Source organism: Paenibacillus agaridevorans (genome assembly GCF_018604145.1).
GTDB classification, from domain to species: domain Bacteria; phylum Bacillota; class Bacilli; order Paenibacillales; family Paenibacillaceae; genus Pristimantibacillus; species Pristimantibacillus agaridevorans.
In genome coordinates, this window is sequence record NZ_CP075889.1 from 4,056,825 (window position 1) to 4,073,916 (window position 17,092).

Genomic DNA, 17,092 nt, shown 5'->3' on the forward strand with positions numbered 1-17,092 from the left:
GATGCCTCCTTCCGAAGACCCGGACTGCCCGACCCCTTCTACTCTTCTAGGGGCTCTTATAGCTAACTATTTTCGATTACTCCGCGCTCAGCGTCTCCGTCAGCGGAGGAACGATCTGGGATTTGCGGGACACGACGCCCTTAAGCAGCGCCTTGTTGTCGCTCAGCGACACATTGAACGCCTTCTCTACGCTGCTTGCCTTGGAGCCCAGCGCAAGACCGATAGAATCGTTGTTGAGAATATCGGTTACAACGAGCAGGAACAGATCCAGCCCTTTGGAAGCGATAATGCCGTTAAGCGCTTCTTCCAGCTCCGCCTGACGGCTCAGCACGTCGTTCGTGTCAACCGCATTCACTTGCGCGATCTCTACCTTGTAGCTGCCCATGGAAAATTCCTTGGCGTCGATGGAGATCAGCTGCTCGATCGTTTTGTCGCTCAGGTCAGCGCCAGCTTTGAGCATGTCCAAACCGTAAGCATCGGCGTCTACGCCTGCGATTGATGCCAGCTCGCGAGCCGCCGCAACGTCTTGCTCGGTGCAAGTCGGGGATTTGAACAGCAGGGAGTCGGAGATGATTGCAGAAAGCATAAGGCCCGCGATTTCCTTGCGGATCTCGACGCCGTTCTCCTTGTACAGTTTGTTCAGGATCGTCGCCGTGCAGCCAACCGGCTCAGCGCGGAAGTACAGAGGGCCCGCCGTCTCGAAGTTGGCGATACGGTGATGGTCGATCACTTCCACGACGCGTACTTTGTCGATATCGTTGGCGCTTTGTTGGCGCTCGTTATGGTCAACCAGAATAACGTCCTTGGCTTCGTCAGCTACGTTTTCGACCAGGCGAGGAGCCTCGATGCCGAAATAGTTGAGCGCGTATTGCGTCTCGCCGTTGACTTCGCCAAGGCGTATTGCTTCAACGTCCGCGCCAAGCTTGCTCTTAAGCTCTGCATAGGCGATTGCCGAAGTAATCGTGTCCGTGTCCGGATTTTTGTGTCCGAAGATTAACGTTTTTGCCATGATTCAAACTCCCTTAATCGTTATTGATCCGCTGGCTGAGGACTCCGCCTCCGCGCCGGACCTGTGAGAAACGTTCTCCACTAATTTCGATTATAACCTTAAGTCCACCGTATTCCTATACCTTTACACCGAATTATGCAAAAAAGTAGTGACCGCATACATAAGTGCTAGTTCAAAAAGTTCGATTTTCAGTACCGAGAAGGTTGAACTTTTTGAACAACCTCTATAAGCATACGGTCACCCTGCGCCTTGCGCCTCTGCTAGACGGTAAATCGCTTGTTCAAAGAATCCAGCTCGGTGGATATATGTCGCAGCGTTTCAGCCGATGACGCCACCTCGTCCATCGAGGCGATCTGCTCGCCGGAGCTTGCGGCGATACCCTGGAAGTGAATGGCCGCATGGCGCGAAATTCGTTCCATCTCCTCGACGGAAGCCGCTACTTCCTCTGACTCGGCGGTTACTTCCTGCGATGCCGCGGAAACCTCCTGCAGCTGCTGGTTGACCAACTCCAGCCCATCCGCAATCGCATAAAACGCTTGGCCGGCTTCTTGCACGATATCGAGGCCGGAACGAACCTTGTCCGTATTGCCCTCCATCTCTGCGGCAAGCCTCATCGTCTCTTCCTGCGTAGAAGCGATCAGCTCCCCGATCTGAACGGCGAAAGTCTGGGACTGCGCAGCCAGCTTGCGCACCTGCTCCGCGACGACAGCGAAGCCCCGGCCCTGTTCGCCGGCATGAGCGGCTTCGATCGCTGCATTAAGCGCGAGCAGATTCGTCTGCGAGGCAATATCCGCCATAACGGAAGTAATCTCGCCGATCTCGATCGAACGAGTTTCAAGCCGCTTCATGGACTCGAACATCCGGTCCGCTGCCGTGCCGATCGCGTTCATCTCCGTCAGCGCGGACCCGATAAGTATGCGCCCCCTGTCGGAATGCAGCTTCGTCTCCTGCGCCGCGTCGGAGACAATCGACGCCGACTCCGTTATTCGCGACATGCTGCGAGCGACGCCCTCCACCGCTCTTGTCATGTCGGACGCTCGGCTTACCTGCGTCTGAGCGCCGCTCGAGGCATCGCCGATGCTTGCCGCGATCCCCTTGCTCGCTTCGCTTGTCGACTTGGCATGCCGCGACACATCCTCCGAAGCCGTCAGCAGCCGGTGCGAGCTGTCTCGCATATTGCGGATGGATGTCCGCGTACTTGCGACAAGCTGCTGAAAGGTTTGCGCCAATATGCCGACCTCGTCCTTGCGCGTTACCTTGATGTCGACGGTCATATCGCCTTCTCTCACCTTCGCGACTGACGAAGTCAACCGCTTGAGCGGACGGGTGAGATAGCTCGCGAGCGCAATGACCAGCAGAATGCCCGAAACTACGATGGCCACGGCGATGTAGATCGTCGTCCGGGTGTTGGCGGACATTAGCGCGAACACCTTAGTCGCATCAAAATCGGCGCCGACGACGCCGATCAAGCTGCCGCTACTATCCATGAGGGGCACATAAGCGGTAATCGTTGCGCCATACTCGTCGTCAGACAAATCACCGATTACGGACTCGCCGGACTCGAAAGCAGTGATCATGCCGGGATAATCATTTTCTTCCCTTGTTCCGATCGGAGAGAAGTCTTCTTCTGCTGCATCCGCCGGCGCGCCATCCACCATATAATAGTAGTAGTTTCCCCCGTTTTCCTCGCCTTTCGCAAGCGTATACAGATATTTAAGTCCGTTCGCCTCTCTGAGCTTATTAAGCGACTCCCTCAGCTCCCAATAATATTCGCTCTCCCCGCCTTCCGGCGTTAATTCCGCGTAACTGGCAGGATCGATCGTTTTCGCCGCGCTCTCCGCCACGAGCTGCGCCTGCGCGCCGAGCGAATTCTCGACCAGATTCATGGATGAGCGATAGATGGTAAAGCCAAGCACGGCAACCGCTGCAAAGATAAGGCATGAGAAAAACAAGACCATTCTCGTAAGTAAAGAATTCAAAGCCTGGTGCCCCTTCCCCGAATATACGATTATCTGACACTATCTTACAGGATTCGATCCGGGTTGCGCTACTAAATCTTGCAAGACGGAACGTCTCGACCGCTCTCCGGGGAAGCGTCAAGCAGCCCCCACCTTGTAAGATGAGGGCTGTTTGACGTTTACGGCGGGGCATCATTGCTTGTCATTCAGTAAACGAACAAGCAGCGTTACCGCCTCTGCTCGAGACAGTGGGGAAAGCGGATGAAATGCGTTGTTCGTTTGCCCTACCAGCAAACCGCGCTCCCTTGCCGCTTCGACGGCCCCTTTGCTCCAGGCCGGAATAAGTCCGTCGTCGGCAAAGTCCGTCCGCTCGGTCGGCTCAAGCTTCAGAGCCAGAGCACGCGCAACAATGACCGCAACCTCCGCGCGACTGACAGAATTATTGGGACGCAAGGTACCGTCCGAATAACCGGTAATCCAGCCGGCCTCTACCGCCCGCAGCAATGCGGAACGCGCCCACTCGCCAGCCTTATCCAGATCGGCAAAGGTTCCGCTCGCTTCTTTTCCTTTGCTCTTGATCGTCCGCTGCAGCATGACAACAAATTCCGCCCGGGTCACTTGCCGATCCGGCCTAAAGGACCCATCCGCGTAACCATCGATAATTCCGTTCTCCCGCGCCGAAACAATAGCTTGATAAGCCCAGTGCTGGTCGATGTCATGGAAGTTACGCTGACCGCTCGTGGAGGGATTCGACTGCTCCGGATCCTTATTACCCGGTTCCTCCGACGGGTCAGTCTCCTCGGAAGGGTCTGTTTCCTTCGGATCGTTTTGCCCCGAACCGCCTACAGGAATATATACGTATTCGCTTCCGCCGCCTTGCTTGATATGGCTGGCCGACAGCTCGAAGGTAGCGAACTTCACCACTCGTCCTAGGGGATCCAGCTCATAGGCCGCGATATGTTTGCCGGCAGCCGCCGCGCCGATTTCGATGCCAGCCGTGGAGGCAGCGGGAGCCTCCGTTGCATGCTCTACATTCCCTCCGACGGGCGGTACGGGAACGGGTTCGTCTTCAAGCGATACGGCTAGCGTATTCCCGTTCGCTACTACTGCCGATATCCGGGTGGTGCCCGTCGCCGTCCCCGGGGCAACCGTTACAGCCAACTCCGGCGTCATAAGAATCGTTACTGTTGCAATGTTGGAATCCAGATTGCCGTCGTTCGCCCGGAATGTAAACGTATCCGAACCCGTTGCCGCCGTGCCTGGCGTGTAGGTAAACGCGCCAATAGACGGGTCTACAATCGTCGCTGTTCCTTTCTGTCCATTAGAAACGATGGAATACGTGAGCGAACCATTTTCATGATCTGTCGCTTGCAGCATCCCGGCGGCAGCATGGTTTTGCAGCACGTTCATGGTTTGATCTAGCGCGGCAGGAGCGTAATCGTCGGGCTCTTGGTCGATGGCAAACAATTTGCCCTCGCCTGGCAGGAAGTCGCCAGCGCGCAGTACGCCGGTCAAGTAGTTATAGTCCGCTCCAACCTCCACTCCGCTGGCCTTCGATACTTCAGTAACCTTCCCAGGGGCAGTCGACAATGTAAAGGTGCCGGATTGGCTTCCTTTTTCGTTGCGGTTGACGACCATTACATACTTGCGATCGTTCTCGTCCCGGAAGTAGGAAATAATCCATGGCTGCTGCGCATCCGCAGGCTGCCAGAAAAACTCTCCCGGCAACGCATTCGTCTTCGCCGGAGCCGCGCCCGTATGATACACCGCCAGCGACTGCAGCCTGTTCAGCGTATCCCCCAGCCCAAGCACTTCCGCATTCAGCTCCTGCGCCCAATAGTAGGATGGATTCCGATTGCCGCCCGGATCGATAATGGAGCCGTTAAAGCCGTCATAAACCGGATGCCAATACGTAAAATAAATCAATCCTTTTGAACCGTAAGCCAGATTCGTATAGATGTTGTGGCGAAGATCATCTTTGCTTGGCGATCTCAGCCAATTGCCAATGCCGACGGATTGCACAAACGTCCAGAAATCAATTTCGCCGGCCAAGGATTGGCGCCGTACAATCTCCAAATTGTTATAATACTCATCCGATACGGTGCCGTCGAAATAATACGGATAATAATCGTGCAGCATGACATCGGGATCGGCTCTAACCCAGCGGTAGACGTAATCCTCATAGGAGAAAGGTTCGACGTCCAGATTAAAGGCATGCCAGAAATCGGATGTCAAGGCATTGCCGCCAGCATAGGCTTGACCGCCGGCATACCATTCCACGCCCGGTGCGGATCGCCATACGCCGAAGAAATTGTCATGACCGCCGTTGTGCGTCAGCTCCATATAATAGGAAGCGTTAGGTTGAACCTCCGCGTTAAGCTCGAAGGTCTGATGCAGCGATTGCGACGTAGGGGCGCCAAGCGTAGCCTGCGCCAACTGCTGACCTTTGCTCACGGAATCGTACAGCGTCAAGGTGACAGCTTCTCCCGGTCCCCATTGATCGTAAGGAATCGCCCATTGCACGGTTCTAATTTCGTTCTCGTATGCCTTGGTTGTAAAGGTCTGTCCTACCGGAGTGGAAGTGCTAAGAACCGAACCGTCGCGATTCAACTCCATGCCGGTCAAGCTGACGTCCGCGTCGCTGGGCCAAAGGTTGACGAGGGACATGGCGTCGGTGTCCAGTCCGCGCAGCGTCCTGACCATGTTGCCGAGCTGAGGCATCAAAGTGGAGTTCGGCTCGTCATAAAGGTTGTAGCCCATCAGAGCGGGATGATCGCCATAGTCGTCCACGATTTGCTGCAGCGTTTCGAGCGACGGCTGGCCTCCGTTTTTGAAAGCGGATTCGGAAAACAGCACCTTAAATGCCAGGTCGCTGCCCGTCTCCAGTACACCGTTGCTGTAGGCGTCGCCATCCGCATACGGATTCAAGTCGCTAAGCCGAAGTGAAGCGCTTACCGGATTGTCGCTCGTTAGCTCCATATAATATTGCGTCCCCATCTGCACGCGCGTCAGCAGCCAAAATATCGTAGGTTCGGCGGCGGGAGCAGCAGGCGTAACAAGCGAGGCCGATGCAATCGTCGTTCCTTTGGCCGGGCCGTCGTACAAAGTCAACGTCAAGTTCGTATTGGCTGGCCACGTCGACTGGTCGATATCGAGCGTAGCATAATTAAGTCCCCAATCCGAGCCCCGATTCGGAGCGAAGAAGGTTTGGCCCCACGATTGCGACTGGCTGACCGCAACGATTTCTTCTCCCTCGTTCTGTTCGACGGTTGGTTCGTCCCAGGCAAATCGCGCATCGGATACCAAAATCTGCAGTCCGTTCGCCTCCGCCAAATCCAGCGCGTTGCGATTTACATCGTAATAATGATTGCTGTTGCCGCCTACGATAAAGTTGACGTTCATGCCGGCAATATCCCCGTATGTCGCCTGATTCGTATGAATGGGAGCCGGAGGATTAAATATTCCGATATGAAAAGGTTGGGTCGGCAGGTTCGTGCCGCCTGAGTCTTGGGATGTCTGTCCGTCGGCAAAGCCGTAGGGCATCATCGAAACAAACATGGCCGATGCCGCGGTTGCGGCAACAAGCTTGCGCAGCTTGGTCATAAATTTAACAACTCCCTTTCAAGTGGTTGTTGAAAAAAACTTTATCCTCGGATTTCTAACGGTCACGAGAGACGCTTACAGCGCCAAGTGGACGGTATTCCGCCACTTTTGTCACGCTAAGGCTCTGATTTGACCGTTAGAATCGTGATGACGGAAAAAAAATATCTAAGGCGCTCGTGGCCGTTAGAATTCCCGCGGCCGGATCATTAAACTGAAGTCAACGATCTATCGCCTAGAAACGCAACGAAACTTTATTGCCTTGCGCGAGGATAAACAGGGAACCGGAAGTCGCATGGACATCTTCTGCAGCTATTGCGACCGCGCTATCCTGCGTCTTCATTAGGTCGTCCTCAGCTGATGCTAACTTGCAGTCCTTCGTCTCCAATGGATCGTCGATCAACATAGCCCCATGTACGTCCACGCCGTAGGACATGTCTTCGTACATGTACTTGATCCGATCAGCCGAGTAATGGATCTCGGCCGTGGCGTTGCCCCAAACCAGCTGCAGGCCCCAGTCCGGGAAGTCCGACCGAATCGTAATCGACCGTTCCTCCATGGCAATCGCCATCTCCGTTCCGTCCGCGAGGATCAGCGCCAGCGCCAATCGGTCGCCATCGGCTTCGACTCGTTCGAGTCTATCCACTTCCGCAGGCGAAAGCTCGCCGTTCTCGTTTCGCACGACAGGCACAATGCCGGGCCGGACTTGCCCGTCCGTCCATCTGCCGGCGTCCATGATCGGCAACGTATCGTACCAACATTCCTCGGTCTCGCACACATCCCGCAGATAACGCTCCTCGTAGTTTTCGTCGAACAGATGGACGTCGCGCAAACAAAATTTCGCCCCATCCTTTAGCAGATTGACTCGGTAGAACCGGCTGCAATACCAGAGCGACTGCTTGCCAGAATTTCGCCAGTCCTTGAGCGCGATAATCGACGAAGCCGGGGTAACCGGATACGTTTCCTTGAACCACGCCCCCGACTCCGCCAACGTTTCTACCCGTACCCGTTCCTCTCGCTGCCAGTCTGCGAGCAAAGCGATCTGATCGATCAGGCCGGCCGATATGCGCTCCCAACCGAATGAATTCTCCTGACCGATCTGCGTGTAGCCGAAGGAAAGCTGCGGCACGCCAAAGCTGGTGTCGAAAAACCAACGCACCCACTCCGGATTGCCTCCTCCTCCCTCTGCTCCCGTATAGACGGGCTCAAGCGTAATGACGGATTGACCATAACCGTAATCGGCAGCGTCATATTGGTAGATAGGATCGCTGCCGAGCATGCGGAACACGGGCACGGGAATTTGCCCCTTTGCAGTCTGGGCTGGCATAAATCCGTTTAGGCGGCTTGGATAATACGCCTGGTTGTAGTAACCGCCCCAGAGCGTGTAACCATCGGTGCCCCATTGATCCTTGCAGTTGCAGGAGGCGACGATGCCATATCGATCGGACAAATGGCCAAGCAGATGCGCGTCCATAAACCAGGAGCCTGCTGACCGCGGGTAATAGCCGAATTGCCGGTGGAATTCCTCCATGAACAAGTCCGCCAACAATACGCGCTCATCCGGCGTATAGCCGATCGAAAACCCGACATTCGCATGCCAATCCCACGGATAGCGGCCATGCCAGGCCAGGCCGGCCCGATCGGTCAGCGGCTGCACGACTTCAAACCAGATGCCGATTTCATGCCGGTCGTCCAACTCCTTCAATACGTCCGTGAACTGCGGATCGATCAATGCATCATATTGAATAAGCCAGGTTGCCGGCAGTTCGTATTGATTGACCAGCGCAATTTCCCGCTTCAGCGTATCAAGCAGATCGATTGGCAGCCGGGGCTCGACGCCCCGGACAAAGTTAATAATATTGACGAGATTGTTGGCGTTGTTCATCGTTTTCGCTCCTAATAATGTTGAATTAGCGGCCCACTGCCTCCGCTTTGTCGCTAAATACGTTGCGCGGCATCGAACGCGTTACCTCAATTTTCACCTGGCCGGCAGGCGTCGCCATGTAAGCCGCGTATTGCTCGTTGAACTCGGCGATTGTTTCTTCGTCGTGGCCGCGCACCTTCATCTCGTTCAGGAATTGATTGTATACTTGCTCGAATTCCGCCTCCGACTTGGCCAGCAGCAGCTTGGCATAATATTGCAGGCGAATGTCGGTTTGAACCGGGGTATACTTCTCAACCATCCCGCCGACAAGCGCTTTTGTACGGAAAGTCGCCGGCAGCAAGCCGAATGTCCCTTGCTCCTGATTGATTTGCTCCGCCTTGTACAGCATGGCGTTGGTGGCGATCCACGGAGCTTCGAGAGTCGGAATATGCGTGCTAAGCGTACTGCCCAGCTGCTTCCACCAGAAAAAACCTTTTTCCGTCACGTTGGTCATGCCTTCGCCGCCCCAGAATTCCGGGCCCTGGAACACATCCTGATTAACGACAACTACGCCGTCCTCCATCTTGTAAGCGCCCATCGATTCCTGGCCGTATTCCATCAGAATAAATGCCTCCGGCGTTTGCAGCCAATCCAGCCCCTTCATCAGAGCGTCCGGATTTTTGGTGTCCTTTCCGACACCGGTTCCCAAGCCTCCGAATGGGTTAAAGTTTGCGTATTGGGCGGGCTTGATATTGTCGACGGTCGGCAGCTTGACCGGCACGAACCAGCCTTCCGGGAAACCTTGCTTCTCCAGCTCGCTATAGGTAATGGAAGATGGCAAGTTATTGTTGGCCAAAATCGTTGCGTTCGGGCTATCCCAGCCGTTGGAGATCATGGCGCTGAAACGCAAGGAATTCGTTTTTTCCAGGAACAGATCACGTTTGTGGAACGCCGTTTCCGGATCTAGCAATCCTTGCAGATGCATCTTGTTCAGCCATTGAAAGCCGCGTTTGAAACCTTCGGTCCGATAGTCGGGTACTTGCGTGCCGTCACCGCCCTCGTTCCAAGCCGCCACGCCGAACATCGACATGACATATTCCAGGCCGGCAAAGTTTTCTCCGCCGAGCGACAACGGAATCAGATCGCGGCCTTGCGAATCCTTTAATTGTTTTACGGCCGTCAGGTATGCCTCGAAGCCTTCAATAGTGCCAAGGCTGTCCACGGTAAGCCCCGCCTTCTCCGCAAGACCGCTCTGAATCCACAATCCCTGCGCGTTGCCCTGCCATGCCGAAGGTTCCTCCGGCTTCGGTTCGTAGCCCATCGGTACAAAATAAATATGGCCATCGGTCGCGCGCCAGTTGTCGATGATGCGTTTGTCGATTTTCGCCAGATTCGGATATTCGTCAGGCTGATTAAAATAATCGTCGAGCGGCAGCAATCGGTCTTCGTCAATCAGTCTGGACCAGATCGGGCTCTCGGGACTCAAGATAATTGCATTCGGGAAATTTCCGCCGACCAGCTTCAAGTTGACTTGCTGGGCAATATCGCTGCCGTTGCCAATCTCGATTTTTTCAAATTCGATGCCCATCTTTGCCAATACTTCTTTAGTAACGGGGCCGTTAAGGTCAATCGGCGTCGTTTGATGCGGATGATAAAGCGTATACTTTTCTTTGACGGCCGGCGCGCTGCTTTCCTGTTCCTTGGGCTCGGCGGTGGCATTGCCCGTCGCAGGGCTATTGTTGGAAGTACATGCGGCCATAAGCGAGATGACAAGTCCAAACACAATGCTTTTAAGCAAATATTGTTGTGCGCGTTTTCTCATGTCTGCGTCCCCTTTACGTAATCTTCTTTATATAATCGGCATCATCCGGAGCAAACCTAGCGCGACAATGCTGCGGGCCCTGCATCATTATCATAGTGGCTCCCCGGCTATCCGGCTATACCGTTGGCGATTGTCTTGCATGCAGCACTTGTTACCCTTACTCTTTGACCGAACCGATCAATACGCCTTTGACAAAATAACGCTGCAAAAACGGGTACACGAGCAAAATGGGCAGCGTTGTCAGCATAATCGTCGCCATGCGGACCGACTTTGTCGTTACAGCCGCCGGATTGTACATGCTTGCCTCGCGGGCGGCATTTATCTGGCTGGCGCTGATCATATTGGACGCCTCCACCGAGCTCATCACGCGCTGCAAATAGGTAGGCAGCGGCTGCAAGTTGATGTCCTGGACGTAAAACGCGCCGGTAAACCAGTCATTCCAGTGGCCGACGGCCGTAAACAATCCCAGGGCGGCCAGCAGCGGCATCGAATACGGCAATATAAGCGTAAAATAAATCCTTACATAGCCGGCGCCGTCAATTTTCATCGATTCCACGACCGTTTCCGGGATGTTGCTTCGGAACGACGTGCGCATGACCAGCATGTTCCATACGCTAAACAAGCTCGGAAAAATGTAAACCCAAAACGAGTTAATTAGATTTAAATCAATCAATTGGATATAGAAAGGGATAAGTCCCCCGCTAAACAGCATGATGAGCAGAAAAAAAAGAGTAATCGGCCTGCGGCCCGGCAGCTCCGAGCGCGACAACGCATAAGCGACCATGGAGGTGACCAGCAAAGAACCTACCGTGCCAATGACCGTCCGCAGCACGCTGATCCAGAAGGCGCCCGCGATAATGCTGTTGGACAGCACCACGATATAGTTGCCCAATGTAAATTCGCGCGGCCACCAATAAATCCCGCCCATCATGGCATCTTGTCCCTCGTTGAACGACAGAACCAGAATATACCACATGGGGTAAGCGCACAGAAACGAAAACAGCAGCATGCAGAGCGTATTCGCAATTGTAAATGTGCGATTGCCAAACGTCTGACCGAGTCCTCGGCGTCCTTCTACCATATGCCTTCTCCTCCCGCCCGTTTCGACAAATAGTTGCTGCCCAGCAGCAAGGCGGTAGCCATGACGCTAGTTACGAGCCCGATAGCGGTTGTCATAGAATATTGAGCCTGGCCGATGCCCAGCCGCAATATATACGTATCGATTACCTCGGCCACTCCAATGTTGGCCGGATTAATCATCGGATAAATCTGGTCGATGCCTGCGCTGAGCAGACTCGGGATCTGCAAAATAAAAACGATGGAGATTATCGGCAAAATGCATGGGAGCGTAATGCTCCACATCTGGCGCCAACGTCCCGCTCCATCCATCGAAGCGGCTTCGTACAATGCCGGATTGATGCCGGCAATCGCTGCCAGATACAGGATCGTGCCCCAGCCCAGCTCCTTCCACATGCCGCTCAGCAGAAATATCGGCCTGAACCATGCTTCGGAGCCCATAAAGGGAACCGGCTGCAAGCCGATGCTTCTGAGCATCGAATTGGCCCCGCCGCTGTCCAGCGACAGAAAGGCATCCAAAAACCCGATAACGACAATCCAGGAAATGAAATGCGGCAAATAGCTCATCGTTTGGACAAACCGCTTGAAGGCAAAGGATCGAATTTCGTTAATAAGCAGCGCGAAAAGAATCGTTGTTGGAAAAACCAGCGCCAATCTCAGCCCCGTGAGCAGAAATGTATTGCCGGTCGCCCGCCAGAAATCGGCGCTTGCCGCAAATTCCCTAAAGTTCTGCAACCCCACCCAGGGACTGCCCCAGACGCCTTCTCTAAAGCCGTAATCCTTGAAGGCGATCTGCAAGCCCAGCAGCGGAATGTAATTGAACAAAATAACCAGCACGATTCCGGGAATAAGGAAGAAGTAAAGTGGCAGCAGCGCTTTCCACCTTATCCAAGACCATTTCACCACATGTTTTCCTCCTTGATGCGAAAGTTGATTCATGAACCTGAATTAAGTATAGTCAACAAACGTAAACGCTCTCAATAATCGATTGGCATGATAAGTGCTGCTTTCGCACGAAGTTGCTTTTCTAAAATCAAGTAGAAACGCGCTGCGTCGTCCTTTGGCGGCGCAGCGCGTTTCGTTGCCGCCCTGCAATCCGATTCTTTCGGGTTGCAGCTCCGAAAGTAGCTCCGCAACGGGGACAAATGTGTATGAAAAGCCGAGTACAATTCGTCGTTGGCGGGGGCACGAGGGCTAATGTGTATGAAAAAACGAGCACAATACGTCTTTGGCGGGGGCACGAGGGCTAATGTGTATGAAAAAACGAGCACAATGCGTCGTTGGCGGGGGCACGAGGTCAAATGTGTATGAAAAACGAGCACAATGCGTCGTTGGTGGAGGTACGAGGGCAAATGTGTATGAAAAACCGAGTACAATGCGACGTTAGTGGGGGCACGAGGGCAAATGTGTATGAAAAAACGAGTACAATGCGTCGTTGGTGGGGGTGCGAGGGCTAATGTGTATGAAAAACCGAGTACAATGCGACGTCAGTGGGGGCACGAGGGCTAATGTGTATGAAAAACCGAGTACAATGCGTCGTCAAAAAAACGCCGCCTCCGCAACGACATCCCAATCGCTAGATTGAATCGCTCCAGCGGTCGAGATGCCCTTTTTGGGAGGTTGGCGATTGAGATGCCCTTCTGATGGCGGTTCAATGGCGCGAGAGCCGTTATTCGTTGTCCGCCATACTTTGAAACTGCCGGTAGTCTTTGGGCGTAAAGCCGGTCATGCGTTTGAACAGATTGGAGAAATGGCCGAAATTTTGATAACCGACCCGCTCCGCCACCTCGTACAGCTTTAAATCGGGAGCGAGCAGCAATTCCTTTGCGCGGGCAACTCTTATTGCGACCAGTTGATCGGTAAAGGAGGTGCCGAGCTCCGAACGCAGCAGCGCGCCCAGATAGTTTGGGCTCAAATAAACGGCGTCGGCTACTGAACGCAGACTGAGATTGTTCATGTAGTTGACGTTCATGTAGTCGATCGCGCGCTGGACGATGCCTTGGGCATGGCTGCGCTTGCGATCGCCGATCAGCTGCTCCCAGTTATACAGCGGCCCTTTCACCCCGAGCTTCCGCTGATTAACAGCGCTTACTGCGTGGCGGTAGCTGTCAGCCAGTTCGGACGGCGAAGCGGCGTCCCCGCCGATGCCGATGGCAATGCCGGGTACTCCGGCTTCCATCAGCGACTCCGCAAACCGCTCCAACGCGTTCCCGAACCATCCATCCCTCGTCCCTGTGCGCACGATAAAAGCCATTTGCAGGCGGGCAGTCGTCACATGGGCTTCCACCTGCCCGTCAAATGCCATTTGTGCGCATTCGCCCATTACCTTCGCCCACTCCGCATCATCCTCGGAGCAGACCGCAACGATGACCGCGCGAGGGTCTGCATCCGCAAACAAACCATGCTGCGCCGCTTGCGTTTCCAGCGTATGTTCCTCGACCTCGTTCAGCAAGCCGTGCAACAAATCGTCCAAGAAGCTTGCGCGCTCCTTGTACGCGTACCCCTGGAGCTTCGCCTGCAACTGCCGCTCCTGTTCCAGCCCGTCGGCAATTTGAAGCAGCACCTGCTCCAGCCGCGCAAAATCGATCGGCTTGACGAGGAAGGCCTCGACACCGATATCAAGCGCCGTCTTCGCATATTCGAACTGTTCGTAGCCGGTCACCATGACCACCTTCAGCTTCGGATTCCTGTGCCTCATGTCCGCCGCCAGCTCCAGACCGCTGCTGCCCATCAGCCGAATATCGGTGATGAGCACATCCGGCGTTTCGAATTGCTTCAGCGCCTGATCCGCGTCCTCCGCTTCGCCAATGACGTTCATCCTCAGCTCCTGCCATCCCACATGTTTGATAATCGATTGCCGTTGGCGAATCTCGTCGTCCACAACTAACACCTTGATCATGTCGTCGCCCCCTCTGGTTGAATGTTCGGCTGCGGTATTCTCAAACTTACGACCGTTCCTTGTTCAGGCACGCTTGCGACCGTCATTTCGAAGCCGACTCCGTAGAAGCGAGTGAGCCGCTCCCGGACGTTGTACAATCCGAATCCTCCTCCGCTCTCTTGCATCGGCGGGTTCATCAAATCTTGGAGCTGAGCCTCATTCATCCCTTTGCCGTCGTCTTCGATGCGAATAAACAGGAAGCGCTCCGCAAGTTTTGCGGATATCGATATTGCTCCTCTGCCCCCACGATGAGTAAAGGCGTGCATCAGTGCATTTTCTACGATGGGCTGCAATGTAATTTTTACGATCTCGCAGGGAAGCGTCGCCTCGTCAATATCGTAACGAACCGTCACCTTGCCCGGATAACGCCACTCATGGATGTCGAGGTAAGCCTGAATATGCTCCAGTTCCTCGCGAAGCAGGAGCACATCGCGTCCCTGATTAAGCGCCAGTCGAAAAAACTTGGCAAGCGCGTCCACCGTTCCGCTGATCTCCGCCGATCCGACATCCATGGCCATGCTTTTAACCAGAGCTAACGTATTATACAAGAAATGGGGATTGATCTGCGCCTGCAAAAGCCGCAGCTTCTCCGTCTCGGCGGCGCTTCTGGCCGCGGCGTTTTCCAGCATTGACGTTTCCAGTTGCCGGGACATCTGGTTAAACGTCTCCTCGACATCGCCCAATTCATCCTTGCCATTGATTCTGACCGTCAGGCCAAGCGTTCCTTCCCTTACTTTGCGCATGCTGCGAATCAGCACATTAAGACGGTTCGTAATTCGTTTTCCGAAGCTGATCAAAACAACGAGCGTCAATACAACGAACAGGATGCTTGCGGCTATCGCGGCTTGCCTGACGAGCTGCAGTCTCTCCCATAACGCCTCCTGGCTGACAATCGTTATGATTTTCCATCCAAGCGATGTCGTTTGATAGACGATCAGATGGTTTTTGCCGTCAATGCGCTCGGTATAGGAGCCGGATTTACTGCTGTAAGAATCGCTTAAATACGTTAAATCGGCTATGGAATCCCCGGTTTTGAGCCCTCTGTAGTCAATCAGCGCCTTGCCGTTTTGATCCGCGATGACGATCCAGCTATCCTCGAATTCCAGCGGATTGGCGAGATTTTCGAACAGCGCCTGTGTTGTCACTTCATAATCGATAATGCCGTAATCATCGTTACTCATGTAATCGACAAGCCACTTGCCGATATGAAAGGCCGGTTGGGGATTGTCCGCATCAAAGTGCCAGTAGAAGGGCTGACGGGATTCGGACATTGCCGCAGTCCAGGGAAGGCGCTCGGCCCTCTCCATGTCAAAAACGGCGCCGCCATCCTCGCGAAGCGTCGGGTTGCTTTTGTAGAAACGAATCGTTTTGATGGGGAAATAGGAGCGGACGCGGCTGATCGAAGCGTTAATCTGCTGCAAGGCAAGCACTTCGTCCTGCAGCTCCGAATACGTCTGCGTCAGGGAAGCCGAGAGTCTCGGATCCACGGCCATCTGCATCAGCATGTTCTGATAACCCGTCACCCGATATTGTACGTTCTCGTGCAATTGATCCACTACTTTACCTAGCATGTCCCTCGTTTCGCGTTGCGCAAGCGGCAGCGTAATGGAGAACAAACTAATGCCTACCACGAGCACGGGAACGATTAGAAACACGATTAGTACAATAATCAATTTTTGCAGCAATCTGATCTGAGACCACATCTACGATCACCCTACCCCTGCCTTCAATCGGTTAAGCGAATTGTAAACGCTCGCAGAATCGTCGTCAAGACATCCGGCGAGCCGGGGCTTCGCGCAGGACCGCATTAAACTCGGCTACGGATAAAGGTTATTAAGGGGATGAATCAAAACGGTTTGCCGATACTGGTGCGGCGACGTGCCTGTTTTCTTTTTGAACAAACGATGGAAAAATTTCATATCTCTGTAGCCGGATAAATAAGCGATTTCCTGCACCTGGAACTCCGTATGCCGGAGCAGCTCGCAACTCTTTTCGATGCGCAAATTCTGAATGTATTCGACGATCGTTTGCCCCGTGGCACGTTTAAACAGGCGCTGCAAGTAGGGAATGCTGAGCGATACGAGACCGGCGAGCGTTCGCAGCGCGATCGGCTCTTGGTAATGTACCGCGATATGTTCGAATACGGGCGACAGCTGGCGCAAGGATAGAGACTCCTCGCCGCCCTTATCGTTGCGGTGCATCGAGATCAGCAGTTGCATCAGCAGACTAAGCAGCGCCGCCTCCGTTCCTGGAAGACGCAATACATGTTCTCGATACAGGCTTTGCATTAGCGTGCGATATTCGTCATTGCGATCGGAGAACGAGGCATAACCTTTCTCCCCCCCTGTCGTCTGTGAGAAGACTTCATCCTGTGCAGGAAATGCGATTCGCAAGCGCTCGATCAACTCAGGCGCGAACAGGCAATTGTATACGATAAGCTCGTTGCCGATCCGTTCGGTGAGCGGGCGATACACATGGGCGGTACCCGTCGGAATAATAAACAGATCGCCCCGCTTCACTTCCAGGCTATCTTCGGCAATATAGTGCATGCCCCGTCCTTCGGCGACAAAATTGATCTCGACAAAGTCGTGGCAATGGAGCGGCAAAGAAAAAGCTTCCTTCTCCCGATTGACATGCAGCGGGAACTGATCCTCATTCCAGTAAATGTTTCCCTGCAAGACAGGGTGAGATCGAGGCCCTTTCATTATGAACACTCCCCAGAGAAGGTATTGTAGTATGTAATCCACCTATAAATATAGCATATCAGCCCCTGTCGCGGATCAACTCTCTGGGCTACGATAGCAGAAACGACACTTGATGCAAT

Annotated in this window: 10 protein-coding genes; all 10 read right to left on the reverse strand. The window is 54.1% G+C overall.

The genetic code is table 11. The features are described 5' to 3' along the window. Window positions 1–76: 76 nt before the first annotated feature. Window positions 77–1,009 (reverse strand): manganese-dependent inorganic pyrophosphatase, encoded by a 933-nt coding sequence (locus tag KJW29_RS17130; RefSeq protein ID WP_214630682.1) that lies wholly within the window; start codon window positions 1,007–1,009, stop codon window positions 77–79. A 260-nt stretch (window positions 1,010–1,269) separates the two neighbouring features. Continuing rightward, window positions 1,270–2,988, reverse strand: a complete 1,719-nt coding sequence (locus tag KJW29_RS17135; RefSeq protein WP_214630683.1) for a methyl-accepting chemotaxis protein — start codon at window positions 2,986–2,988, stop codon at window positions 1,270–1,272. Window positions 2,989–3,159: 171 nt separating this feature from the next. After that, window positions 3,160–6,570 (reverse strand): S-layer homology domain-containing protein, encoded by a 3,411-nt coding sequence (locus KJW29_RS17140; protein ID WP_214630684.1) that lies wholly within the window; start codon window positions 6,568–6,570, stop codon window positions 3,160–3,162. Between the two features lie 232 nt (window positions 6,571–6,802). Further along, a complete protein-coding gene (locus KJW29_RS17145; protein WP_214630685.1) occupies window positions 6,803–8,452 on the reverse strand; it encodes a hypothetical protein in 1,650 nt (549 codons plus the stop codon). A 25-nt stretch (window positions 8,453–8,477) separates the two neighbouring features. After that, on the reverse strand, window positions 8,478–10,253 hold the full coding sequence (locus tag KJW29_RS17150) for a type 2 periplasmic-binding domain-containing protein (RefSeq protein WP_214630686.1): 1,776 nt from the start codon (window positions 10,251–10,253) through the stop codon (window positions 8,478–8,480). A 157-nt stretch (window positions 10,254–10,410) separates the two neighbouring features. Continuing rightward, window positions 10,411–11,334, reverse strand: coding sequence for a carbohydrate ABC transporter permease (locus KJW29_RS17155; RefSeq protein ID WP_214630687.1), 924 nt, complete (start codon window positions 11,332–11,334; stop codon window positions 10,411–10,413). After that, entirely contained in the window at window positions 11,328–12,236 is a 909-nt protein-coding gene (locus tag KJW29_RS17160) for an ABC transporter permease (protein WP_246608757.1), read from the reverse strand. Before KJW29_RS17160 ends, KJW29_RS17155 begins: the two co-directional genes overlap by 7 nt. Before the next feature lie 763 nt (window positions 12,237–12,999). Next, entirely contained in the window at window positions 13,000–14,229 is a 1,230-nt protein-coding gene (locus KJW29_RS17165) for a response regulator (RefSeq protein ID WP_214630689.1), read from the reverse strand. Further along, on the reverse strand, window positions 14,226–15,971 hold the full coding sequence (locus tag KJW29_RS17170) for a sensor histidine kinase (RefSeq protein ID WP_214630690.1): 1,746 nt from the start codon (window positions 15,969–15,971) through the stop codon (window positions 14,226–14,228). Before KJW29_RS17170 ends, KJW29_RS17165 begins: the two co-directional genes overlap by 4 nt. Window positions 15,972–16,085: 114 nt before the next feature. Then, the gene (locus KJW29_RS17175; RefSeq protein WP_214630691.1) at window positions 16,086–16,973 is read right to left on the reverse strand and encodes an AraC family transcriptional regulator; all 888 of its coding nucleotides are present in this window, start codon (window positions 16,971–16,973) and stop codon (window positions 16,086–16,088) included. Window positions 16,974–17,092 lie beyond the last annotated feature (119 nt).

Coding starts and splice junctions, on each gene's coding strand:
- KJW29_RS17130 (WP_214630682.1), bottom strand. CDS start 1,009: ATGGCAAAAACGTTAATCTTCGGACACAAAAATCCGGACACGGACACG.
- KJW29_RS17140 (WP_214630684.1), bottom strand. CDS start 6,570: ATGACCAAGCTGCGCAAGCTTGTTGCCGCAACCGCGGCATCGGCCATG.
- KJW29_RS17145 (WP_214630685.1), bottom strand. CDS start 8,452: ATGAACAACGCCAACAATCTCGTCAATATTATTAACTTTGTCCGGGGC.
- KJW29_RS17150 (WP_214630686.1), bottom strand. CDS start 10,253: ATGAGAAAACGCGCACAACAATATTTGCTTAAAAGCATTGTGTTTGGA.
- KJW29_RS17155 (WP_214630687.1), bottom strand. CDS start 11,334: ATGGTAGAAGGACGCCGAGGACTCGGTCAGACGTTTGGCAATCGCACA.
- KJW29_RS17165 (WP_214630689.1), bottom strand. CDS start 14,229: ATGATCAAGGTGTTAGTTGTGGACGACGAGATTCGCCAACGGCAATCG.
- KJW29_RS17170 (WP_214630690.1), bottom strand. CDS start 15,971: ATGTGGTCTCAGATCAGATTGCTGCAAAAATTGATTATTGTACTAATC.
- KJW29_RS17175 (WP_214630691.1), bottom strand. CDS start 16,973: ATGAAAGGGCCTCGATCTCACCCTGTCTTGCAGGGAAACATTTACTGG.